This window comes from Bergeyella cardium (assembly GCF_009914665.1).
GTDB classification, from domain to species: Bacteria; Bacteroidota; Bacteroidia; order Flavobacteriales; family Weeksellaceae; genus Bergeyella_A; species Bergeyella_A cardium.
Genome location: NZ_CP029149.1, coordinates 1,225,001 through 1,247,992, shown reverse-complemented (window position 1 = coordinate 1,247,992; position 22,992 = coordinate 1,225,001). Strand labels below are relative to the sequence as shown.

At 40.4% G+C, this 22,992-nt stretch carries 20 protein-coding genes and 1 pseudogene (1 of these 21 running past the window's edge); 14 read left to right on the top strand and 7 right to left on the bottom strand.

Annotation, left to right across the window (positions count from 1 at the left end; all coding sequences use genetic code 11):
* Nucleotide 1 precedes the first annotated feature (1 nt).
* From DBX24_RS05730 to gcvP, 6 genes are all read left to right on the top strand, one after another.
* Nucleotides 2–322, top strand: coding sequence for a hypothetical protein (locus DBX24_RS05730; RefSeq protein ID WP_160224247.1), 321 nt, complete (start codon nucleotides 2–4; stop codon nucleotides 320–322).
* On the top strand, nucleotides 309–530 hold the full coding sequence (locus DBX24_RS05725; protein ID WP_160224246.1) for a DUF5675 family protein: 222 nt from the start codon (nucleotides 309–311) through the stop codon (nucleotides 528–530). The genes DBX24_RS05730 and DBX24_RS05725 overlap by 14 nt, the downstream gene beginning before the upstream one ends.
* Entirely contained in the window at nucleotides 527–1,132 is a 606-nt protein-coding gene (locus DBX24_RS05720) for a hypothetical protein (RefSeq protein ID WP_160224245.1), read from the top strand. Before DBX24_RS05725 ends, DBX24_RS05720 begins: the two co-directional genes overlap by 4 nt.
* Nucleotides 1,133–1,402: 270 nt before the next feature.
* Nucleotides 1,403–2,125 carry an RHS repeat domain-containing protein gene (locus DBX24_RS05715; protein WP_160224244.1) on the top strand — a complete coding sequence of 241 codons (723 nt, stop codon included), beginning with the start codon at nucleotides 1,403–1,405 and terminating at the stop codon, nucleotides 2,123–2,125.
* A gap of 291 nt (nucleotides 2,126–2,416) precedes the next feature.
* Nucleotides 2,417–3,016, top strand: coding sequence for a hypothetical protein (locus DBX24_RS05710; RefSeq protein WP_160224243.1), 600 nt, complete (start codon nucleotides 2,417–2,419; stop codon nucleotides 3,014–3,016).
* Nucleotides 3,017–3,334: 318 nt separating this feature from the next.
* Nucleotides 3,335–6,196: an aminomethyl-transferring glycine dehydrogenase gene (gene gcvP, locus DBX24_RS05705; RefSeq protein WP_160224242.1), complete on the top strand. Its 2,862-nt coding sequence runs from the start codon at nucleotides 3,335–3,337 to the stop codon at nucleotides 6,194–6,196.
* 356 nt (nucleotides 6,197–6,552) lie between these two features.
* Here the strand turns inward: gcvP and DBX24_RS05700 are convergent, their stop codons facing one another.
* The 7 genes from DBX24_RS05700 to DBX24_RS05670 all read right to left on the bottom strand — a co-directional run bounded on the left by DBX24_RS05700 (nucleotide 6,553) and on the right by DBX24_RS05670 (nucleotide 14,617).
* Nucleotides 6,553–8,589 (bottom strand): TonB-dependent receptor plug domain-containing protein, encoded by a 2,037-nt coding sequence (locus tag DBX24_RS05700; RefSeq protein ID WP_160224241.1) that lies wholly within the window; start codon nucleotides 8,587–8,589, stop codon nucleotides 6,553–6,555.
* A gap of 177 nt (nucleotides 8,590–8,766) precedes the next feature.
* A complete protein-coding gene (locus DBX24_RS05695; RefSeq protein ID WP_120489560.1) occupies nucleotides 8,767–9,333 on the bottom strand; it encodes an anthranilate synthase component II in 567 nt (188 codons plus the stop codon).
* 90 nt (nucleotides 9,334–9,423) lie between these two features.
* The gene (locus DBX24_RS05690) at nucleotides 9,424–11,970 is read right to left on the bottom strand and encodes a YfhO family protein (RefSeq protein ID WP_160224240.1); all 2,547 of its coding nucleotides are present in this window, start codon (nucleotides 11,968–11,970) and stop codon (nucleotides 9,424–9,426) included.
* 51 nt (nucleotides 11,971–12,021) lie between these two features.
* The gene (locus DBX24_RS05685; protein ID WP_120489562.1) at nucleotides 12,022–12,237 is read right to left on the bottom strand and encodes a hypothetical protein; all 216 of its coding nucleotides are present in this window, start codon (nucleotides 12,235–12,237) and stop codon (nucleotides 12,022–12,024) included.
* 45 nt (nucleotides 12,238–12,282) lie between these two features.
* Nucleotides 12,283–13,335, bottom strand: a complete 1,053-nt coding sequence (locus tag DBX24_RS05680; RefSeq protein ID WP_120489563.1) for a DUF6263 family protein — start codon at nucleotides 13,333–13,335, stop codon at nucleotides 12,283–12,285.
* A 58-nt stretch (nucleotides 13,336–13,393) separates the two neighbouring features.
* Nucleotides 13,394–14,131: a 23S rRNA (guanosine(2251)-2'-O)-methyltransferase RlmB gene (gene rlmB / locus DBX24_RS05675; RefSeq protein ID WP_160224239.1), complete on the bottom strand. Its 738-nt coding sequence runs from the start codon at nucleotides 14,129–14,131 to the stop codon at nucleotides 13,394–13,396.
* 15 nt (nucleotides 14,132–14,146) lie between these two features.
* Entirely contained in the window at nucleotides 14,147–14,617 is a 471-nt protein-coding gene (locus tag DBX24_RS05670) for a DinB family protein (RefSeq protein WP_120489565.1), read from the bottom strand.
* Between the two features lie 583 nt (nucleotides 14,618–15,200).
* Between DBX24_RS05670 and DBX24_RS05665 the strand changes: the two genes are divergently transcribed.
* The 8 genes and pseudogenes from DBX24_RS05665 to DBX24_RS05630 all read left to right on the top strand — a co-directional run.
* The gene (locus DBX24_RS05665) at nucleotides 15,201–16,196 is read left to right on the top strand and encodes an AAA family ATPase (protein ID WP_160224238.1); all 996 of its coding nucleotides are present in this window, start codon (nucleotides 15,201–15,203) and stop codon (nucleotides 16,194–16,196) included.
* Nucleotides 16,197–16,218: 22 nt separating this feature from the next.
* Nucleotides 16,219–16,683, top strand: a complete 465-nt coding sequence (nrdG, locus tag DBX24_RS05660; RefSeq protein ID WP_120489567.1) for an anaerobic ribonucleoside-triphosphate reductase activating protein — start codon at nucleotides 16,219–16,221, stop codon at nucleotides 16,681–16,683.
* Complete coding sequence (gene nrdD / locus DBX24_RS05655; protein WP_120489568.1) at nucleotides 16,680–18,455, top strand: anaerobic ribonucleoside-triphosphate reductase; 1,776 nt, start codon at nucleotides 16,680–16,682, stop codon at nucleotides 18,453–18,455. The genes nrdG and nrdD overlap by 4 nt, the downstream gene beginning before the upstream one ends.
* Nucleotides 18,452–19,312, top strand: a complete 861-nt coding sequence (locus tag DBX24_RS05650; RefSeq protein ID WP_160224707.1) for a DUF58 domain-containing protein — start codon at nucleotides 18,452–18,454, stop codon at nucleotides 19,310–19,312. Before nrdD ends, DBX24_RS05650 begins: the two co-directional genes overlap by 4 nt.
* Nucleotides 19,313–19,318: 6 nt before the next feature.
* Nucleotides 19,319–20,212, top strand: a complete 894-nt coding sequence (locus DBX24_RS05645) for a BatD family protein (protein WP_120489570.1) — start codon at nucleotides 19,319–19,321, stop codon at nucleotides 20,210–20,212.
* A 38-nt stretch (nucleotides 20,213–20,250) separates the two neighbouring features.
* Nucleotides 20,251–21,248 (top strand): annotated as a pseudogene (locus DBX24_RS05640) (vWA domain-containing protein).
* A 59-nt stretch (nucleotides 21,249–21,307) separates the two neighbouring features.
* Nucleotides 21,308–22,309, top strand: coding sequence for a vWA domain-containing protein (locus DBX24_RS05635; protein ID WP_120489572.1), 1,002 nt, complete (start codon nucleotides 21,308–21,310; stop codon nucleotides 22,307–22,309).
* A 57-nt stretch (nucleotides 22,310–22,366) separates the two neighbouring features.
* A protein-coding gene (locus DBX24_RS05630) for a hypothetical protein (RefSeq protein WP_160224237.1) crosses the window boundary here: on the top strand, nucleotides 22,367–22,992 show its 5' portion. Its footprint extends 343 nt past the window's final position; only the first 626 of its 969 coding nucleotides appear in the window; it begins with the start codon at nucleotides 22,367–22,369; its stop codon lies off the right edge, out of view.

Below are 22,992 nucleotides of genomic sequence, written 5' to 3'. Positions count from 1 at the left end.
AATGGAGAAAAGTAATAAAGAAAAAAAGTATGAGGTGTATTTAAATGCAATTTGTTTTGTTGCTGGTTATATAACAAAAAACCTGAGCAGACTATACTTAGATATAAATTTAGATAAAAAAACTGCGCAAATTACAGCTTTCTACAATACATTACCAACAGACCTCGATTTAGAATTATTAGATGATATAGAGACAAATAGTATATCTAGATCTCCTGATATTATTTTTGATCAAAGCAAATGGTTCTTGGTTAAGGATCTTAAAAAAGATGAGTATAAATACCATGATTTTCTTTTATTTTCATTTTATGAAGAAGAATAAAGATGTTTCAAAAAATAGGCTAATTCTGTATCATGCAGGGAATAACGGCTCTAATACAGAAGGTTGCAATATGCCAGGCACTACTAAAGGAAATGGAGTTATAGGAGGTAGCAAACCCAAAATGCAAGAATTAAGAACTTTCATTAAAAGCAAAGGAGCAAGTAATATTAAGACAATCATTAACAACAAAATACCTGAAAAAAAATGAGAAAGATATTTTTATTTTTGGCAATTTCCTGTTTATTTTTTTCTTGTAATGTAAATAAAAAAAAGGAAGAAAATAATAATGTTACACAAAAAAATAATATTGCTGATACAAGGATGGAGAAACTTAAGCGAGCCTTTGAGCAGAATGACTATACAACATTTTTTAAACTATTTCCCGATACATACAGCGAACTTGTAGATTTTTACGGTTTTGATGATGATACAGGAAAAAAACCTTTATATGATTTTTATGAAGTTCACATCAATTATTTGTTTGAATATGAAGAAAAATTAAGCTCTGAATTCTTTGCAGAAAAAGTCTATAAAATTGTAAACGGTGGTGTTTGGAGAGCTGATGGAATTGGGCTTTTTCAATCAAATTTATCTGAGTTGATAATCCACAAACCAAATATTTTTTTAGAAATTCTGACAACTAAACCCGATAAGGAGGTAGCAAGTTTTTGGTATTTTGTTTTTGATGGTTCGGGAAAATATGATTTACAGAATAAAGAAAAGTTTAAAACGATTTACAAGAAAATCAATTCTCTTGATAAAAAACAAGGTAGACTATTAAAAAACGAATTTGAAAGAATGTATAAATAATCAAAATTCTACAAAATTATAGCTTTTTTCTATCCTATTTTTATTTTGGTCAACGAAACTAAAAAGAGTGGTTTTTTGATTCTTATATTTTAATCTTCTTCTACCTCTTTCCCAACCAAGACCAGCACTCTTTAAAATACTAAGAACCTACGATATCCCTGCCATTATGTCACAAAAACAAGAAGTTTTATAAAGCAAGAGGTAGGAGGAAGGTAGGAGCGATGTAGGAGCTACATAGGAGAAACCCACTAAAAAAATTCAACTGCCATTATGACAGAAACCACTATAAAGAAACACATACCGTTCGGCGAACCTATCTCCCCAGATACCGCACAAGGTGGCTTTGGCTTTATTCCTAATGGTATCCGTGAAAAAAATATCTTCTTTTACCACCCAGACCACCTCGGTAGTAGTAGTTATATCACAGGGCAAGACGGAAAGGTTAGTCAGCATACAGAGTACATAGCCTTCGGAGAAATCCTCTTTGATGAACACAATACCGAGCACTCTATGCCGTATCTTTTCAACGGCAAAGAGCTAGACCAAGAAACCAACCTCACCTATTTCGGTGCTCGCTACTTAGATATGAAAACAAGTCTCTGGCTAAACACTGACCCACTCAGTGGTTATAATCCTACCTTTGAGCACGAGCACTATATAGACGGGCAGCACAACAGTGGTGTATTCAACCCTATGAACCTCAATACTTATGGTTATACTTATCAAAACCCAATATTGTATATAGACCCTAATGGGAAGCAGGTTGAATGGAGTAAGTACTGGGAGGATATAAAAGAGTTTGTAAACAACCCTATATTCTTAGATGCTATTACAAATGGAGGATATAGTAGAGGGAAAAGAGAAATAGAATTTGCAAAAACAAACCCATCTACAATGGAATGGGCAATGTTCCAAATAGGTGAAAATGCAATTGAGATAAAATCTGATTATTATGGAGGATATAATAGTAATCATTTAGGGAAAAAGATATAGCAAAAGAAAAAAAAGTAATAGGTAAAGTTAGATTAGTTCCACAGAATGGAAAAGGGAATGTAAAAGGCAACAGAACAGATACTGACCAACTTATTAGCAATAATGATGGAACATATACAATAATAGAAACAAAACGCTCTGCGAGTACCCGATTATCAAGAGGGCAAAATGCAGCTAAAAAACATGTTGAAAAAGGTAATGGTATATTTGAGGTAAGAACTAATGACTCAAAAACAGGAATAAATAGAGGTCAGCAAATAAAGGTAAAAGAATATAAAAGAGTAAATAAATATGACTAAGACATTAATTACAAAAATTATTGAAGGATTACAACAAGATCCCTATTTCGAGGAGTTTAAGTTTAGGAAGAGAGATTACACTTTCATTAAAAAAGATAGATTAGGATTTAAAGCAATAGAGTTACAGCATCATGATTCCTATGACCTGAAACGAGATTGTATAGCAAAAGCCATTTATCCAATGTATCTTCGTAGATTTAACATTTTACACCAATGGTTTGAGAAGCATAGCTTTAGAACTTTAACTGATCAAAGAGATACTTATAGTGTTTGTGATTCAGAGCCACTGCATACAGATTTAAATAAATCTTATTATTATTTCAAATATGATGGAGAAAATTTTGAGAAAGATTTAGAAAAATTAGCCAATGATATAAAAGTACGCTCTCAAAATTTCTTCAATAAATACCAAACATTACAGGATATGTATCAGTATGAAATAGTTCCTATTTTAGAGAACACAAAAAAATTAGAGGGAGTAGGTGCTGACTGGGTATTCGAATACTTAAAACTTTGTAAAAACGGTAGCACCAGAAAAATACCCCATACTAAAAGAAATCTTATTGAAACAAATAGAATTTATGTATGGTAGAGAAGAACCAAATGTTGTTATTTATTACCCAAAACTAAAAGATATTTTATTTGATATAGAAAACCCTTAGGAAGTAGCTCTTACATTACTGGACAAGATGGTAAAGTCTCCCAACACACAGAATACATAGCCTTTGGAGAAATCCTCTTTGATGAGCACAACATCATACACACTATGCTACATCTTTTCAATAGCAAACAGCTAGATACTATTTCCCAAAAGCAAGTATATCCACATTATTTCTCTCTCTTCCATATTCCAGTAAAAACACCTATTTTTACGCACCAGAAAAAATAAAGAAATAAATCTAATTATTTTATGAATACAACAGAATTTGTAAACCGTCACATCTCTTTGAATGAACAGGACAAAAGAGAGATGCTCAACAAAATCGGTGTAAAGGATACCGAAGAACTCCTTTCTCAAACCATCCCCTCAGCTATTCGCTTACAGAAAGATTTGGAGCTTAGTACTCCGCTTTCAGAGTATGAAATGCTCCTCCACTCCAAAGATTTAGCCTCTAAAAACCAAAGCTATGATACTTATATCGGCTATGGGTATTACGGTGCTATATTGCCATCGGCTATACAGAGGAATATCCTTGAAAACCCTGGCTGGTACACGGCTTATACCCCTTATCAGGCAGAGATAGCACAAGGGAGATTAGAGGCATTGCTCAATTTCCAAACTGCGGTAGCCGACCTTACGGGCTTCCCGCTGGCAAATGCTTCTTTATTAGACGAAGGTACAGCTGCTGCCGAAGCTATGCACATGTTCCTCGGTAGTAGAACCCGAGAGCAAAAGAAGAACAATGCTAATAAATTCTTTGTTTCCGAATGGGTATATCCTCAGACACTTGCCGTGCTCAAAACCAAAGCCGAGGGCTTGGGAGTAGAGATTATTACAGGAGACCACCATACGCACACATTTGATGAAAGCTACTTCGGTGCACTGTTCCAAAATCCAGGCAAGAATGGAGTGGTTGCTGATTATTCAGAGATTATTTCCAAGCTCAAAACCCTCGATTTGCAGGTGGCAATGGCTTGTGATATCCTCTCCCTTGTAAAACTCAAATCCCCTGCTTCTATGGGGGCAGACTGTGCGGTGGGTACCACCCAAAGATTCGGGATTCCTATGGGATATGGAGGTCCGCACGCTGCTTACTTCGCTTGCAAGGAAGATTATAAAAGAGAAATTCCTGGAAGAATCATCGGAATATCTCAAGATGCTTACGGTGGCAGGGCTCTTCGGATGGCACTACAAACTCGTGAGCAGCACATCAAGAGAGAGAAAGCTACTTCCAACATCTGTACAGCGCAGGTACTCCTCGCCGTAATGGCAGGTATGTATGTGGTTTATCACGGTGCTGATGGATTAAGATTCATCGCTGACCAAATTCATTATAAAACCAGAACGCTTGCCGATGCTCTAAAAACCATAGGCTATAATGTGGTAGATGAGCCAACTTTTGATACCGTAAAAATCAAAATAGCCGAAGAGGATAAATTCAGCCTGCAACAAACATTAAAAGACCAGAAAATCAACCTCAACTTCTTCTCCGAAGGGGTGGTGAGCATTGCATTAGATGAAACCTCCACTTTGGATAAGATGCAAAAACTGCTCAATGTACTGGCCAGCCACCTCAACAAACAGGCGTTTAAATTAGCACTAAAAGAAAATGAGAGCAACATCCCATCCGATCTATTAAGGAATGATGAAATCCTCACTCAGGAGGTGTTCAACAAGTACCATACAGAAACCGAGCTGATGAGATACATCAAAAAATTAGAGCGGAAAGACATCTCGCTTGTACATTCTATGATTTCCCTCGGCTCGTGCACAATGAAGCTCAATGCCGCTACCGAAATGCTCCCTCTTTCGTGGTCCGAATGGGGAAACATCCACCCATTTGTCCCTACCGATCAGGCAGGAGGCTATCAACAGCTCATTAAAGAGTTGGAAAAAGACCTCGCCGAAATTACAGGCTTCGCTGGTGCTTCTCTCCAGCCTAATTCTGGGGCACAAGGCGAGTATGCCGGTCTAATGGTCATCAGAGAATACCATAAATCGCAAGGAAATGAGCACAGAAATATCGTTCTCATCCCACAATCGGCGCACGGAACCAATCCTGCTTCCGCCATAATGGCAGGAATGAAAGTCGTCGTAGTAAAAAATAATGAAAGAGGAGAAATTGACTTTGAAGACCTCAAAGCAAAGGCAGAAGAGCACAAAGACCACCTCTCTGCGGTGATGATTACCTACCCTTCCACCTACGGTTTCTTCGATTCTAATGTAAAGGATATTATCAACCTCATACATTCGCTCGGTGGACAGGTCTATATGGACGGTGCCAATATGAATGCACAGGTGGGCTACACAAGTCCTGGATATATCGGGGCAGATGTCTGTCACCTCAACCTTCACAAGACCTTCGCAATACCTCACGGTGGTGGCGGACCAGGCGTGGGGCCTATCTGCGTAGCAAAACACCTCGTCCCATTCCTCCCATCAAACCCTAATCTTAAAGTGGGCGGCACAAATGCCATCAGTGCCATTTCTTCAGCACCGTATGGCTCCGCTCTCGTGCTCAATATCACCTACGCTTACATCAAAATGATGGGCACAGCAGGGCTGAAAAAGGCTACCGAACACGCAATACTCAATGCCAACTACCTGAAAGAAGTTCTCGCCGAGCACTTCCCTATCCTCTATGCCAATGAGCAAGGCAGAGTAGCACACGAGTGTATTGTGGATTTCCGACCGTTCAAATCTTATGGAATAGAGGTGGGCGATGTAGCAAAACGGCTAATGGACTACGGTTTCCACGCCCCTACGGTGAGTTTCCCAGTGGCAGGAACCCTAATGATAGAGCCTACCGAATCCGAAAGCAAAGCCGAAATCGACCGATTTGCAGAAGCACTTATCAACATCAAGAAAGAGATTGATGAAATAGCCAACGGCACCGCCGATAAGGAGAATAATGTCCTCAAAAATGCTCCTCATACCGAGCAGATCGTCATCTCCGACCGCTGGGACAAGCCTTACAGCAGAGAAAAGGCAGCCTACCCTCTCGAATGGGTGAGGGAGAACAAAGTCTTCGCTTCCGTATCTCGTGTGGATGATGCCTATGGCGACAGAAATCTCATCTGCACCTGTAACCCGATAGAAGCATATCTATAAAAATATCTTTATCTAAACCCTCGAGCCGAAGCAAATGCTTCGGCTCGTTTTTTTTATCTCAAAAGAGTAGAAGAATTATATTAACTAAACTCTCCCTAACTTGGTAGGGGCGATTTTAGACCCATCGTAGTTTCTTTTAACCTACTTATATAAAACGAATGACTCGGTGAAAATCAATACAATCAATACCGAGCCAATAAAATAAACAAAATAATAAGACTAAGGAATGTGAGGTATCGCCACACGAGAGTGTGAGAGACCCTCACACGAGTATGTGAGAGTCTCTCACACGGGAATGTGGGATACTCCCACACGAGAATGTAGATTACCTCCTCATCCCTACTTGATAAGTTCTGCTAAAACTTAAACCTAAACCCGAGCATACCACGGATACCTTGATTGGGGGCATAGATATAGTCAGGGCTAAACTCTAAACCATATGGGTTAGGTACGCCTCGGTTATCAAACGGGTCTTCTGCGCGGGAGATAAGGAACGGAAGGTTCTTAGCAGGCGTCCAATCCAGCAAGTTTTTTACCCCTGCGTAGATCTCCCAGTTCTTAATGCCCTCGTAAGTAAACATTATGTTCTGAAGACTAAACCAAGGAGAGTATTGCGGGCGTGGGTCATCATCACCAGCAAGGGCGAGCTTCATCGGGCTGTATACATTACCCGTGTAAGCGATATTGAGGTGGATGGGCTTTATCTCGTAAGAGACCGTCCAAGTTCCAGAGAACTTCTCCGAGAATTCTATTCGGGTGGTTACATCGTCTTCGGTTTTGGTATTCTCCATTTGAGTAACGCCAAGATTCATACGAAGCCCATTAGCAAGCGCAAGATCTACATTAAAGGACAGCCCTTTGCTGAGGGAGGTAGTATTCTCATTATCATAGATGAGAAGGTTGTTTGAAGCATCAAACTTAGGAACGATACTGTTGTTGATAAAGGTATAAAATGCCGTAGCATCGAGCCCAAGGATAGAACCAGAATCAAAATAAATCTTTTTATTATAGTTAAGGTTTGCGCTGTAAGATTTCTCTGGTTTTATATCATTTTTGAAGACTACTCTTCTACCGCCCGTCATCGCGGCGTGCTCTTCAGTAAAGATACTCGCCACGCGATAGCCCGTACCAGCATTTAAACGGAGGAGGTTGGTCTCCCCAAACTTCCATTTGTAGGCGAGCCTTGGGGTGAGGATATTCCCGTGCACATTATTGTGGTCATACCGCAGCCCAAGTAGGAGTTTATGCTTGTCATTAAAGCTGATTTCATCCTGAACGAAGACGCCCGGAAGCCATATTTTCTGATGATCATTCACGATAATGGGATCACCCGTATGTACATCCGTAGCCTGCACAGTAGCATCATAATAAGTATATCTAAGCGCAGCACCAAAGAGTAAATCGTGAGCACCAAGCTTCTTATCCCAAGTGAGCTGCCCAAATCCGATCTTCTGATCAGCCATATAAGGTCTGTCGCCATAGAAACTGTTTTGCTCGTGGTTACTAAAAGAGAACATCAGGAACATTTTCTCTTCCAAAGGGAGCTGGTAGTTACCGAGAATCTCCGCTCTATTGGTATAAATGCTTTCGGCATAGACCTCATCCCCACCGCGGTGCTCTTTCTTCCAGTTCATCTCTCCCCCCACTCTGTCTTCATAAAGATACCTTCCCGCAATGCTAAACAGGCGGTTATCTTTCCTATGGATATTCCACTTTTGGAATACGGAGATTCGGTCTTGGAGGGTTACATCCATAAAATTATCGTTATTCTTATCTACCCTGTTCTGGAAATTGAAATAATTAATCCCCGTAAGTACATCTACCTTTTTGCCTATATTGAATTTAACGCCAAGATCGGCAGTATTCTCAAGCCAAGTCGTCGTACTGAAATCCGCAGATACAGTAGGCGCATTCTTAGGACTTTTAGTGATGATGTTAATAAGCCCGCCCATAGCCTCACTCCCGTAAAGAGATGATGCAGGACCTTTTACGATTTCTACCCTGTCGATAAGCGCACTCGGTATCCCCGAAAAGCCATACACCGCCCCCAATGAGCTTACGATAGGCATCCCATCGATAAGTACCATCGTATTAGGACCATCAAGACCATTGATTCTGATATCCCCCGTGTTACATACCGCACAGTTGAGTTTCGGATGTACGCCATTCACATTCTGGAGGGCATCAAACAAGCTGGGGGTGGGGTTCTTTCTGAGATATCCTGCTGGATAAACCTCTACGGGAACAGGGCTATCCAACCTTTTTACAGACTTCATCGTACCTGTTATTACGACCTCATCTATAAATTTTGATTTACTTAAGCTATCAGTCTTTGTCTCTTGACTGTAAAACACCGCAGGTGTCAATAAGCAGGAAAGAAGTATTTTTTTCATTGTTATAAATTTAAAAAGTTAGGCAAAACTAATAAATTTAATGCTAATATGAAAGAAACTGCCAATAGCAGTGGTATAAATAACCCTGTAATCCCTTGTATAAGTGATGAATATTAACACAAAAAAAAGTTAATTTTTCTTTTTAAGGATTGACTTTGGCTAATGGAGTTATAGTTTTCATCTCACCAAAAAATTTGAAAGGATTTCCCTTCCCCGCGGAGTTAAAATGCTTTCAGGATGATACTGTACCCCGTGCAGATCATAAACTTTATGCCTTAAAGACATCAAAATTCCCTTATCATCTACCGATGTAACTTCCAATTCTCCTGGAAAGCCCTCTGGATTTACTGCCCAAGAATGATACCTGCCCACTTCCAAGACCTTTGGAAGCCCATCAAAAATATAATCCTCCTCTATCTGATAAGTCTGGGTAGCTACGCCGTGATAAATCTCCGAAAGATGAATAAGACTCCCTCCAAATGCCTCAGCAATGGCTTGCTGACCAAGGCAAACGCCCAAAATAGACTTAATAGGTGCGTAAGTTTTAATCACCTCCAGTAAAATTCCTGCCTCATTCGGAACACCAGGACCAGGCGATAAAACAATCTTATCATACCTGCCGATATCTTCTATTGAGATTTCATCATTCTTAAAGACATCAACCCCATTTCCTGTAATCTGCTCCATTATCTGAACCAGATTATAGGTAAAGCTATCATAATTATCAAAAACAAGAATTTTCATTATCTACGCTTATATAAAACCACCCGCAAAGGCAATTGTAGCAGAGTAGGCACACTGTAGCCAGTGGGGCATTTGCCACAAACTCACTTCCTAAAGCCTGCGGCTTATGCCTATCGCCACCGCAGAAAGCACAAGAAAGAGGATAAAGGAGATTAGGGAGAGGGTTTTCCCTGTTTCTATTACTTTGGGTGCGAAGGTCATTTTCAGGCTGTGCTCGCCAGCGGGTACATAGACCGCACGGAGGAGGTAGTTCGCTTTTATGTAGGGCACTTCCTTCCCGTCGAGGAGCATTGTCCAGCCGTGAGGGTAATACACTTCGGAGAAGACTGCCAGCTGTGGGGTTTGGGATTGGGTTTTTAGCTCCATAGCATTCGGCTGATAGCTGATGAGCTCGATGCTTGCGGTGCTATCGGCTTTCAGCGGCTTCCCTTTGAAGTAGCTTTTATCTTCTTCGGAGATGATTGCCTGGCGCTTGGTAATCGTCTTCCCAATCAGGTCAATCTCCTCATTAGGCGTCTTTGCAAACTTAAGATCGGAGACAAACCACGCATTACCGTTGGAGAGCGGGTTAATCTGCACTTGTGGCTCGGCAAGGCTACCTCCGACTATATATTTTACATTGAGCATATTGAGGATTTCGGGGATTTGCTGCTGCCTAAGGCTATCCGCAGAGTAGAAATATTCATTGATAAGGTCATCATAGCGGCGGAGCTTTACAGCGTGGTAGCCCCCAATGGAGGACTTGAAGTAAGAGGTATTGGTCTCGCTAAATGCACCGAGCGTTTGGTTAAAAATCCTGTAATGCCCCTTATCCTTCTCGGCAATCGTCTCCAAAGTCTTGTTGAGATTCGCCGCACGGAGCATAGACTGGAGGTTAGGGTTTTCCCCTGCTTTCTCTATGAGCAGGTCGGTAACTTCGGTTTGGAAGGGGTTCTGCGCAAAGACTTTATCTACGAAATTATCACTGTTGAGGTATCGCCTATTGACCGTCCATAGGTCAAACACACTCACCACTCCGATGATGAGCAGGGCTACATCCGTACTGATTTTCTTCTTTAATGCAAAGTAAATCGCCCCAGCGGTGAGGAGTACGAAGATTATCGCCTTTATGGCATCTTCCCTGAACATTTTGTATCGGGCATCTACCAAGAAATCTACTATATAGGGTGGGAGATAGGCGTTTTCATTCGCTGTACTGAACCCGAGAATAGATTTCCCCAAGAGGAGGAGAATGAGGGTAGCCCCCACCACAGAAGCCGTGATGTAGAGTAGCTTTTTTATAGCTGATGAATGGCTTTCGGCTGAGGTTTCATCCTTTCTATTGAGGATTTGATACAGGCCGATTATCCCTATCAGTGGGAAGAGGAGCTCTACCACCACGAGGATGGATGATGGCGCCCTGAACTTGTTATAAAACGGCACGAAATCTATAAAGAAATCGGAGAGAAAGAGGAAGTTTGCCCCCCACGCCAGCATTATGCTCAGTGCAGATGCTCCGAGTACCCAGTACCTGTATTTCTTTGGTGCGAAGAAGAACCCGAGTATCGCGAGAAAGACAACCACCCCCCCTTGATAGGCAGGCCCAGAAGTCATCGGCTGATCCCCCCAATAGGTAATGCTCCCCAGACCTTTGGAGATTTGCTTCATCGTTCGGTTATAGTCCTCTTCATCGGTAATATTTTGCTCTAATAGCCCTTTCAGCCCTTCGGTAATCTCCTCTGCGCCTTGTTCATTGCTCGCCCCTCCCATTAGTCTTGGGATAAAGAGGTTTAAAGTCTCCGCCTTTCCATAGGACCACGCGAGGATGCTCTCTTTATCCATCCCCGATTTCTCGGCGGTATGCTTTTCATTATTTAATAGCTGCTTCCCCCTTACGGTTTCCTTTATGTATTCGGAATTTGCCATTATCCTTTGGGAATTCATCCCCACCCCTAAAACACAAGCTAAACCAACCAATCCTGTGGAGATAAGGAAGTGCTTAAGGTGGGTTCTCTTCATCACTACTCTAATAAGCTCGGAGATGAAAAGGAAGGCGAGCGCCAGGAAGAGGTAATAAGTCATCTGCGGGTGGTTGGCAGCAATCTGCAAGCCCATAAACAAGGAGGTAATGATAAAGCCCAGCGCATATTTCTGCCGAATATAAATCAGGAGAATGCCCGCTACAAGCGGTGCGAAGTAGGCAATGGTATGTACCTTACCATTATGCCCCGCCCCGATGATGATATAGAAATAGGTAGAAAACCCAAAGAACAAAGCACCCAGCAGAGCGTATTTCCAGTTGTTCTTCAAGCATACCATACCGAGCAGAAAGAAGCCTGAAAAGAGGAGGAATAAGTAATTAACAGGCTTTGGGAAGATATTGAACAAGCCATCTATCTTCTTAATAATATCTCCTCTGAACTGTGCCCCCATCTGGTAGGTAGGCATACCGCCAAACATAGCATCTGACCAGTAAGTCTCTTCATCTTGGCTGGCTCTATAATCGAGGAGCTCTTTTGCTCCGCCTTTGTACTGCACAATGTCTGGCTGATACAGCTCCTTGCCCGTAAGCACAGGATGAGCATAAACAAAAGCAATGATGATAAATACCACAAGACTGGCAATGATGTATATGAGGTTTTTGTACTTCCCAAGCATAATTAATTCTTTTTAAATGATAATATTAAGTCCTATAACAAAAAGAGGAAATCACTTTTCCTCTTTTATCTCTTCGTAATCTACGGTCTCGGCATCCCAGTTAAGGTTCTCACTTTTTGGATTGTTCTTTTTCTGGGTTTGCGGAGCTTCATTCCACTTCTTCTGGTGCGGATACTTATTATAAAAGCTATTAAAGAATAACCTTTTGAGGATGTTCCACACAAAGAATATAATAATCGTGGAGAGGATGAGTTTTAAAAGCCACATTGTATCTTCAAATTATTTTGTTGGTTGAGCCGTATCCCTATTAAACTAAGGATTAACGGAGATGGTAGAGTTGGTTACTGAGGACATAGACTCGGTTTGCTTACCATCGGTCATAGACTCGGTTTGAGTAGATTTCACACTGATGGTTTGGTTCTTTATCCAGCCTGTTTTCTGGTCAAATGATATCGTTCCCGACTGCTGCAGCTCCGAGCTTAGAGAATGCGTAAGCCCATTCTGAGATTGCTTATCGGTTTGCTTTGGTATTCCTCCACTTATGCTGATGGTTACAACTCCATTTTCTACACTTTTTAAAGTATAAGCAGTGGTGATTTTCACTTTTCCATCAGGGGAGATGTTCTCAGACTTCGTCCATTTAGCTCCTACTTTTGCTCCTGTTTCGGGGAGAACTAAAATATTCTTAGAGAACTGGTCTTTGAGGATTTTCTCATTAAACCCTGCTTTCGTTTGCTCAAGGAGCTGCTTCTTTACCTCTGCATCTTTGGTTAATGTACCAATAGTTGTGGATATTTTAGTATAGATAGGCTCAAAGCCAGAGATTGAAAGGATTTTCCCAGAGGTTTCCATCTTCATTTTGAGCTGATTTCCTGTGAGGGCTTTATCTACCGTCCATTTATTCTTAAGCCCTTCTTCTTTCGGTGCAGAGGCTTTGGTATCTACGATTACGGATTTTCCTTTATTGGACTGTGAAGACCTTTTGCTCACAAAATTAATGGTAATTTCATAGACATTGTCCTTAATATCATCTACGGTAAAGGCTACTTCATCGGAGCTTTCGCTCGTAATGCTTTCCGATTGCCCATTCGGAGCCGTGATTTTCATTATATCTTTCTGCAAAGTAGTGAATGGGTAAGTATGCCCTTTCTCCAAAAGGAAAGACTGCTTGTATGCCCCTGCGGAATCTATATCTATCGCAAGGATTTCCTTTACGGGTGCTGCCTCTTCTCTTTCTTGTTCTGCGGACTCTGTGGCTGTAGTTTCTGTTTTATTTTCTGTGGCTTTCTCTGTTTTTGCATCTTTATCTTTATTACAGGAAACCATCGTTAATACAGCGATTGCTACAATACTTATTTTTTTCATCTTTTTATTTCAATTAAAGAGGCTTAGCCTCAGTTTTATCATTTATTCTGTTATTTTTTTAATTGATTATTCTCTGTCTTAAAACCTCATAGAGTACAGCTCCACAAGCTACAGATACATTGAGGGACTGTGTCTTGCCTTCTATTGGGAGCTTTATTTTCTCATCAGAATGGTGCAGAACTTCTTTGGAAATGCCCGTCTCTTCATTCCCCATAACGATTGCACAAGGCTCTCGAAAGTCGGTTTCATAGACCGTCTTCTGTGCTTTCTCAGTGGAAGCAAAGACCAAAATACCCGACTGCTGCAGGAAGTCCACCGTATGAGCGAGGTTCTTCTCTTTACAGATTTTCACATTATAAATTGCCCCTGCGGAGGTCTTTATCGCATCTGAGTTAATAGGTGCCGCCCCCTTATCTGGGATAATAATAGCATCTACACCTACGCACTCCGCTGTTCGGCATATCGCTCCAAAATTTCTCACATCGGTAAGCCTATCTAAAACAAGGAGGAAAGGTGTCTTCCCCTCTTCAAATAGCTGAGGAACGAGGTCTTCTATCTTATAAAAAGCAATATCGGTAGTAAAAGCCACTACGCCTTGGTGATTCTTTCGAGTGATACGGTTGAGCTTTTCTACTGGAACATAATTCGGACGAATACCCGCCTTAGAAAGTTGCTTCTTAAGCTCAGCTACAATATCTCCCTGTAATCCATTCTGTATAAATATTTTGTCTATGGTTTTTCCTGCTTCTATCGCCTCTATCACGGGGCGAAGCCCAAATATAAAATCGTCTTTCATTCTATCAAGCCCTGATTAATATTTCTCTCCTAAAATTGCTCTTTTCTGTGCCATCACATAGCCATAATGCAGGCTCTCGTGCATATTATTAAAAATAATGGCATCTTGAATTTTCTTTAAATCTAAACCAAAACTCGTGCTGTAAGGTCTATAGTCTGAGAATATCCCCTCATCATAGTTCTTTACCAAAACCTTTGAAGTTTCAATGAGAATAAAGTCCAGATTCTGCACATCTTCCTGCGATATATCCAAGTTAGGAAGCGTTCCTTTTTTATAGTTTTCTATCCAAACGGTATCAATGACGAATTCATTTCCACTGAGGTAATAATGTAAAAGCTGCTGAGTAGCTACACAATGAGCAATATTCCAAAATATGTTGTTATTAAAGCCATCAGGTATCATTGTAAGCTCTTCAAGAGAAGTTTTGCGGAGGATTTCCTGCAAATTTTCCCTCACCTGCCGATGGGCTAGAAAATGATAATTCATCACAGATTTGTTTAAACGCCCAAAAGTAGTTCATTTAGTTGGCTCAAACCAAAAAACAAAGCTGAAGAATATAATGATAGCTAAAATTTTAACTTATATTATCATTTGCCTGCGGATATCTTAAAATAATTTATTGATTTAGATAGAAATAAAATTCCTATTACAGGGAAATTTTTACATAAAAAAGAGAAGAGTCACAGCATAAAATCCAAAGAAGAGTAAAAAAACAAAAGCCTTCCAAAAAATATAAGATTCCAATGATAAAAAATTAAAATCCTTTTCCACGCCATCAAGAGTGATTAATTATATTTCATTTAAAATAAACACTTTACACTACATTGTTTAATTAAAAACAGAAGAAAAATAAGAATTATAGCTCTTTTTGTATTTGTCTATCGTAGTTTCCTAATCCTGTGGAAAACTTTTATACACACAAGGGTTTTACGAGGCGATTTATTTATACTTTTGTGGTTCAAATGCTGCAATTAAACCATTGCAAACTATCATTACAAACTTCAATTATTGAAGGATTTTTTATTAATACATTATATTTTTCATTTAATTAAAAAAATTATAACAAAAGATGCATCAAGCAGAGGAAATAAAAATTTTAACAGAGAAGATTCAGGCTCAAAGCTACCATTTCACGCTACTAAAGCAAGAAATCAACAAGGTCATTATAGGGCAGGAATATATGGTGGAGAGGCTTCTGATAGGGCTTTTAGGAAATGGACACATCCTCCTCGAAGGCGTACCCGGTTTGGCAAAAACATTAGCAATAAAAACTTTATCCGAAGCGGTAAATGGCGTTTTTTCAAGGATACAGTTCACTCCCGACTTGCTCCCAGCCGATGTTATAGGCACAATGGTCTATAATGTAAAGGAAAACGACTTCCTGATAAAGCGAGGCCCCGTGTTTGCAAACTTTGTCTTAGCAGATGAGATTAACCGAGCTCCATCAAAAGTGCAATCCGCCCTCTTAGAGGCAATGCAAGAAAAGCAGGTAACAATAGGTGATGAAACAATGCCTCTCCCTAAACCTTTCCTCGTGCTCGCTACACAAAACCCAATAGATCAAGAGGGTACTTATCTGCTGCCAGAAGCACAGAGCGACCGTTTTATGCTAAAATGCACCATAGACTACCCCGATTTTGAAGATGAAAGAAAAGTAATGCGAATGGTCTCAACCGCTCATCAGCCCCAAATACAGCAGGTAATATCTTTGGAACACATACAGGAAGCAAAGGAGCTTATCAATCAAATTTACCTTGATGAAAAAATAGAAAAATACATCCTTGATATGGTCTTTGCTACCCGATACCCAGAAAAATACGGACTGGTAGAGCTGAAAGATTTTATCGATTTCGGTGCTTCGCCAAGAGCATCCATTAATCTGGCAATTGCATCCCGCGCCTGTGCATTCCTGAAAAATAGAGCTTTTGTAATTCCAGAAGATGTGAAAAGTATAGCAAAAGATGTTCTCCGTCACAGAATAGGGCTCTCCTTTGAAGCAGAGGCAGAAAACATCACCGCAGAAGAGATAATAGACAAAATTTTAAACAAGATACAAGCACCTTAATCGTGTAAAAAGTAATAATAAAATGCTCCGATACCATAACATACAGGTTGTTTTGCAAGAGGTTCCCGGTCAGATTACGCTCTGTTTCAGTATCACAGGCTGTCCTCTGCGCTGTAAAGGTTGCCACTCGCCTTTTCTGTGGAAAAATGGTAGCGGAAATCTGCTAACCGATGAATTATTCATCAGCCTTATAGACAAATATCAAAGTATGATTTCCTGTATCCTCTTTATGGGAGGAGAATGGGAGGAAGAAGATTTAATAGAGAAACTAAAAATAGCGATAGATAGAGGATTAAACACCTGCCTTTATACAGGTTTGGATGATGTATCAGATGAAATAAAAAAATATTTAACATGGCTTAAAGTAGGACCTTGGATAGAAGAATTAGGTGGATTAGACAGTCCGAAAACCAATCAAAAATTTATTAATGTAGAAACCAACGAGATTTTAAATTACTATTTTAACAATAAAAATTCAACACTATGATTCGTTTAACACCTAACCAGATCAATCAAAAGATTGATTTTATCGACAAGTACATCAAAGCAGGAAATGCTGCATCTGCTTCATCCGTAGATGCTAATGCCAATGTAACTTCCAAAAATATTGCGACAATGGAAGCGGAAATCAACAAGGATATCAATATCCAGATTAACCGCGAACTGGTACGCAGAAAGATTGCAACCCTCTTTGATGAAGAAACTGCAAGCGAGTACATTCGTCAGATTGAAAATCACGAAATCTATGTTCACGACGAAACCTCACTCAAGCCTTATTGCGTTTCTATCAGTATGTATCCTTTCCTACTCGATGGTCTCCTGAAAATCGGTGGAGAAAGTAAAGCTCCTAAGCACTTGGAGAGCTTCTGCGGAGAGTTCGTAAACTTGGTTTTTGCCGTTAGTTCGCAGTTCGCTGGGGCTTTGGCTACGGTAGAATTCCTCTTATACTTTGATCATTTTGCTGCAAAAGACTATGGTGAAGATTACTTAGAAACCCATACTAAAGCCGTTGAAAATCACCTACAGCATGTGGTTTATGCCATCAACCAACCAGCTGCAGCGCGTGGATATCAGTCCGTATTCTGGAATATTTCGCTTTATGATAAGCCTTACTTTGACAGTATGTTTGGTGAGTTCGTCTTCCCTGATATGTCTCGCCCTGTCTGGGAGCGCTTCTCTCGCTTCCAAAGGTTCTTTATGAAGTGGTTTAATAAAGAACGAACTAAAGCCGTTCTTACTTTCCCTGTCGTTACCGCGGCTATGCTTACCGATGGCACCAAGCCTGTGGATAGCACTTTTGCCGAAATGTGTGCAGAAGAGCTCAGCGAAGGCAATTCATTCTTCGTCTATCAGTCCGAAAGTGCCGACAGCCTCGCTTCCTGCTGCCGACTCCGCAATGAAATCAGTGATAATACCTTCAGCTATTCTTTGGGAGCAGGTGGGGTAGCTACGGGCTCTATCAATGTCATCACATTAAATATAAACCGACTGATTCAGCAGAAAAAAGACCTTCAAAAAGAAGTTCAGAAAATACATAAGTACCAAGTTGCTTTCAGAAAATTAGTAGAAGAATACAAAGAAGCGGGCTTACTTCCAGTCTATGATGCAGGCTTTATCTCTCTAGATAAGCAGTTCCTCACCATAGGAATTAATGGAATGGTAGAAGCTGCCGAATATCTCGGTATAGAAGCAAGCAATAACGATGACTATAAAAACTTCGTAAGCCATCATCTTAAAATAATTTATGATGAGAACAAGAAAGCAAAACAGCTCTATGGTTATATGTTCAACACAGAATTTGTCCCAGCCGAAAACCTTGGGGTAAAAAATGCTTCTTGGGATCAGAAAGACGGCCTATTCTCTCCTCGTGATTGCTACAATTCTTACTTCTACCCTGTGGAAGACGAAAGAATCAATGTCTTAGATAAAATCATCCTTCACGGAAAAGAGATTATCCAATATTTAGATGGCGGTTCTGCTCTCCACCTGAACTTAGAAGAAACACCGAGCAAAGATGGCTTTATCAAACTTCTAAACGCCACTGCTCTCTCGGGTTGTAATTATTTCTGCTTCAATATTCGTATCACGATTTGCAATGAATGCAACCATATCGACAAGCGAACCCTCTACGAATGCAGCAAATGCCACTCAAGCAATATAGACCACGCCACCCGAGTTATCGGTTACCTAAAACGCGTATCTTGCTTCAGTAATGCAAGGCAAAAAGAGCATCAGTTGAGACATTATCACTATTCATAATGATAAAAGACATTATAAAAAAAGTAAAACAGATCGAAATCCGATCAAAAAGGAAGACCAATACTTCCCTCATAGGTCTACATTCCTCTGCCTTCAAAGGGCAGGGGATGACCTTTTCTGAGGTACGCCCTTATCAGTTCGGCGATGAAATCCGAAGAATCGACTGGAATAAAACCGCTCGCTTCCAAGAGCCCTTCGTAAAGGTGATGGAAGAAGAACGAGAGCTCACCATAATTTTCTTAGTAGACATTTCAGCGTCTATGGACTACGGCACCCACATCTCCCTTAAAAAGGAGTTCGTAGCCGAAATATGTGCAAGCATCGGGCTTTCCGCTGTTGGTAATAATGACAAAGTAGGCCTCATCCTCTTTGCCGACAAAGTCTATAAAGTCATCCCTCCAAAGAAAAGCAAAAAGCACCTCTTAGCCGTAATTTCCAGCATTCTCTCGGCAAGCTATATCCCCGCCGAAACCAGCATAGACAATGCCCTAGAATATGTAATGAATGCCTTTAAAAAGAGAGCTTTGCTCTTCATCTTGTCCGATTTTGAAGCAAGATACTCCACCAAATCATTAAAAATCGCAGCCAAAAAAAATTCCCTACTCGGGATAAGAATTTCCGATGAAAAAGACAATCAAATCCCAGACATCGGAATCGCCCTCCTCACCGATTCCGAAACGGGCGAGCAAATCTGGGCAAATACCTCCAGCCCCCGCTGGCGATACAACTTCCGAGAGGCAAGGATGAAAAAACTCCACCACCTCAAGACCGACTTTGAAAGCGCATCAGCAGCCCTCATCAATCTAAACACAGGCGACGACTATGTAAAGAGCCTAAGAACTTATTTCAAAAGGTAATTACGAATGAAAATCCTTCATATACTCCTTATTTTTTCGGGCATCTCTATCCATTCTCAGACCCTCAGCACTCAGCTCGATAAGCGCAAGCTCTCCCTCGGCGAGCCCGCCACTTACACTTTAAGAATCGAGGGGCTAAACTCCCAAAATATCTCCATTCCACAGAAGAATAAGCTCCTGCCTTTCCACTTTGAGGTCATTCGCGACAGCATCAGCCAGTCGTCCGATATCTACGAAAGGATTATAGAATTCAGCATCTTAGAGGAGGGCAACTTCAAAATCCCCTCCTACGACATCAAGGTGGGAGAAAAAAACCTCAAAACCATTTCCTACGATATCGAGGTCTTCAATTCCTCCCAAAAAGGCGAACAAATCCACGATATAATGAAAAATAAAGGAATAAAGCTCTCCCTCACCGATTATTGGCTCCTCTACAAGAACTTTATCCTCGCCGGCATCCTCATTATCGCTGCCACCCTCGCCATCCTCTATTTTATAAGATACAGCAAAGCAAAACACTCCTCTCCTGCTCAAATTACCAATACCACACTCAAAAGATTAGACACTTTGCGCAAGAAAAAATACATACAAAACAATGATTTCCGCTCCTTCTATGTCGAGCTCATAGAAATCACCCGTGATTTCCTCACAAAGCAATACAGAATACCCGCAAATATCCTCCTCACCGACGATCTTATCTTCCTGATGAAGAAAATTAACGCCATCCCCACCGAAACAGAGCAGTTGTTAGAGCAAATCTTCTTTCGGGGTGATGCTGCAAAGTTTGCAAAAGCCTATCCCGAGCAAGAGCAAATGCTTATTGACCTCAATGACTTAACGCATATCGTAAAAAAATCAATAAGTGACATAGAGTTTGAGAACCTAAGGAAAGAGGTTTAGATCAGAATATTAAAAATAAAAGAGACTCATAAAAGACAATGATAGCTAATTTTCAGTTTCATTCACCTGTATTTTTATTCCTCTTCATCCTGTTTATACCTTTGATTATTCGGGATGTAGTGCGCAGGAGATCATCAGGAGTGAAAATTCCCTCTTTGGCGGGTAGCTCTCCCAGCCGAAGCATCAGAATCATTATTCCACTGCTCAAGTTCAGCAAATATCTTATTCTTTCCGCTCTTATTCTTGCAATGGCAAGACCTCGTACTTTCACTGTCTCCCAAAATAGAGATGATACTAAGGGCATAGACATCATACTCACCGTAGATGTCTCTCTTTCTATGCTTGCGAAGGATTTAGAACCCGACAGATTAGAAGCCTTGAAAAAAATTGCTATTGATTTCGTCTCCCAAAGGCCCAGTGACCGTATTGGGCTGGTCACCTATTGTCTGGAGAAGCACTTACAAAAGTCCCTGTAACCTTTGATCATAAAGTTCTAAAAGAAGAACTCGCAGCCCTCAACCCTACTGAACTCGAGCCAGGCACCTCCATTGGTGATGGGCTTGCAGTTGCTGTTTCTCATTTAAAAGATAGCAAGGCAAAAAGCAAAGTTATCATTCTGATGACCGATGGCGTTAATACTATTTTTAACGGTGTTCCTCCAATGACAGCTGCTGAGCTCGCTCGCAATAATAATATAAAAGTCTATACCATCGGTATCGGTACCAATGGCTATGCCCTGATGCCCACTTCTGTAGATATCTTCGGTGAACTTATCTTTAGTGAGACCGAGGTTACTATAGACGAACCTGTTCTCAGAGAAATTGCCCAAAATACAGGTGGTAAATACTTCCGCGCTACATCCAACGAGAGCCTCGCAAAGGTCTATGAGTCCATTAACACCCTTGAAAAGTCTGAGCTTAAAATCCAAACCCTCTATCAGTACGAAGAATACTTTCAGTACTTCTTATGGATAGCTCTCTTACTGCTGTTCACCGATGCACTCCTCCGTTGGGTACTTTTTAAAATGATTAATTAAATTTGGCATTATAAAAAACCAAAAATATTTATTTCACCTTATTTAAAGCCATATTCAGAATGATATTAGGAAACTCCACCTATCTTTTACTCCTTCTCCTTTTTCCACTAATGGGGCTCATCATTATCCGCTACATCAGGTGGAAAAAAAGCCGAAAACACATCTTTGCTGAAAGCTCTTTTCATAAAAATATATTTGGTGGAGAGCATAGGTTCAGTAGGATTATACCCTATTTCTACCTTCTTAGTCTGCTTTTTCTGATTTTCTCCATCATAGACCTGGTCGCAGGTGAGGAAAAGGTGGAAAGCAAACAGAAAGTGAGCAATATTATCTTCGTTTTAGATGTTTCCAACTCTATGAATACTGAAGATGTCCCCCCAAGCAGGTTAGAAATGGCAAAAGACATCATCAGTAGTACCCTTCCAAGTCTCTCTGGTAGTAGAATAGGCTTAGTTGTCTTTGCAGGTGAGGCTGCCTCCATTATGCCCCTTACTTCCGACCTCAGTGCCACCGAAAACTATATTAACGGCATCCAATCCTCTATAATAAAAGTACAGGGAACCGATTTTCTAAAGGCAATCGAGACCGCAGCAGCTAAATTCCACGATATTCCCAAAGGTTCAAGGCATATTATCCTCCTCAGCGATGGCGAGGACAACGAGGGTAATGAAGATTCTGCCATCTCACTTGCACAGAAGGAGGGAATTTCGGTTACGACTGTAGGAATTGGTACTCCCGAAGGTGCTCCAATCCCAGAATACTTCTACGGGCAGCTAATGGGCTACAAAAGCGACCTCTATGGCGAGACCGTCATCAGTAAAAGACAGGAAAAAGCCCTAAAAAATATCGCCAAGAAGACCAATGCCTCCTATATAGATGGAAATAATAGGGCTACTGCCAGCTCAGAAATCATCAGTAATATAAAAAACAGAGCAGGCAATTCGTCCATCATCATAGAATCCCAAAACACCGAGCATTACTATCAGTATTTTCTGGCTGTTTCTATTTTCTTCCTCTTCATCATCTACCTTTTCAATCCAAAACGAGACTTGAATTTGTAATTCTTCTCTTTTATGAATAAATACGAATGTTATAAATTAGCCCTAAAATCACTTCTTATGATAAAGAACCTCACAACTTTCATCCTGTTTTTATTCACTTTCTCAATCTCCGCCCAGCAAAAATACTACGAATTCGGCTGGAATAATCACTACGGAATTGTAGATGAACAAGGAAACGAGATCATCCCTCCCACATACGAATGGAAATCCTATACATTAGGGCAAGAGTCTCATTTTATCTCGCTTAATAGCGATTATAACGGTGCTTTAATCATCAATACCCAAACAGGGAAAACAGAAAAATTTGACTATCTCAAAGACACTTATTTAGTTGATTTAGATAATAAAGAATATCTCTATGCCTACAATGAAGAAGGAGGTTTTCTTCTAAATAATATCGACTTGGATGAGCGAATTAGCCTTCCAAAAAAATACAAAACAGTACGAAAAGATGGCGAATACCTAACGGCTTTTTTGGATAATCATAATCTTGAATTCATCTCTATCAAGGATTTTGAAATAAAAAAATCGGTAAAAACCCAAGATATTATACAAAATTTCAAAACCAAAAAAGGCAATAGAATTTATGTGGTTCATCAAAGAAACTCCACCCTCTTTTTAGACGACCATTTGGATAAAATAACCTCCATAAATAAAACCCTTAAAGGCTTCAAAAACATTCA

Excerpts from the sequence above, each read along its gene's own strand:
- DBX24_RS05730 (WP_160224247.1), top strand. The coding sequence starts at position 2 with ATGGAGAAAAGTAATAAAGAAAAAAAGTATGAGGTGTATTTAAATGCA.
- DBX24_RS05725 (WP_160224246.1), top strand. The coding sequence starts at position 309 with ATGAAGAAGAATAAAGATGTTTCAAAAAATAGGCTAATTCTGTATCAT.
- DBX24_RS05720 (WP_160224245.1), top strand. The coding sequence starts at position 527 with ATGAGAAAGATATTTTTATTTTTGGCAATTTCCTGTTTATTTTTTTCT.
- DBX24_RS05715 (WP_160224244.1), top strand. The coding sequence starts at position 1,403 with ATGACAGAAACCACTATAAAGAAACACATACCGTTCGGCGAACCTATC.
- DBX24_RS05710 (WP_160224243.1), top strand. The coding sequence starts at position 2,417 with ATGACTAAGACATTAATTACAAAAATTATTGAAGGATTACAACAAGAT.
- gcvP (WP_160224242.1), top strand. The coding sequence starts at position 3,335 with ATGAATACAACAGAATTTGTAAACCGTCACATCTCTTTGAATGAACAG.
- DBX24_RS05700 (WP_160224241.1), bottom strand. The coding sequence starts at position 8,589 with ATGAAAAAAATACTTCTTTCCTGCTTATTGACACCTGCGGTGTTTTAC.
- DBX24_RS05695 (WP_120489560.1), bottom strand. The coding sequence starts at position 9,333 with ATGAAAATTCTTGTTTTTGATAATTATGATAGCTTTACCTATAATCTG.
- DBX24_RS05690 (WP_160224240.1), bottom strand. The coding sequence starts at position 11,970 with ATGCTTGGGAAGTACAAAAACCTCATATACATCATTGCCAGTCTTGTG.
- DBX24_RS05685 (WP_120489562.1), bottom strand. The coding sequence starts at position 12,237 with ATGTGGCTTTTAAAACTCATCCTCTCCACGATTATTATATTCTTTGTG.
- DBX24_RS05680 (WP_120489563.1), bottom strand. The coding sequence starts at position 13,335 with ATGAAAAAAATAAGTATTGTAGCAATCGCTGTATTAACGATGGTTTCC.
- rlmB (WP_160224239.1), bottom strand. The coding sequence starts at position 14,131 with ATGAAAGACGATTTTATATTTGGGCTTCGCCCCGTGATAGAGGCGATA.
- DBX24_RS05670 (WP_120489565.1), bottom strand. The coding sequence starts at position 14,617 with ATGAATTATCATTTTCTAGCCCATCGGCAGGTGAGGGAAAATTTGCAG.
- DBX24_RS05665 (WP_160224238.1), top strand. The coding sequence starts at position 15,201 with ATGCATCAAGCAGAGGAAATAAAAATTTTAACAGAGAAGATTCAGGCT.
- nrdG (WP_120489567.1), top strand. The coding sequence starts at position 16,219 with ATGCTCCGATACCATAACATACAGGTTGTTTTGCAAGAGGTTCCCGGT.
- nrdD (WP_120489568.1), top strand. The coding sequence starts at position 16,680 with ATGATTCGTTTAACACCTAACCAGATCAATCAAAAGATTGATTTTATC.
- DBX24_RS05645 (WP_120489570.1), top strand. The coding sequence starts at position 19,319 with ATGAAAATCCTTCATATACTCCTTATTTTTTCGGGCATCTCTATCCAT.
- DBX24_RS05635 (WP_120489572.1), top strand. The coding sequence starts at position 21,308 with ATGATATTAGGAAACTCCACCTATCTTTTACTCCTTCTCCTTTTTCCA.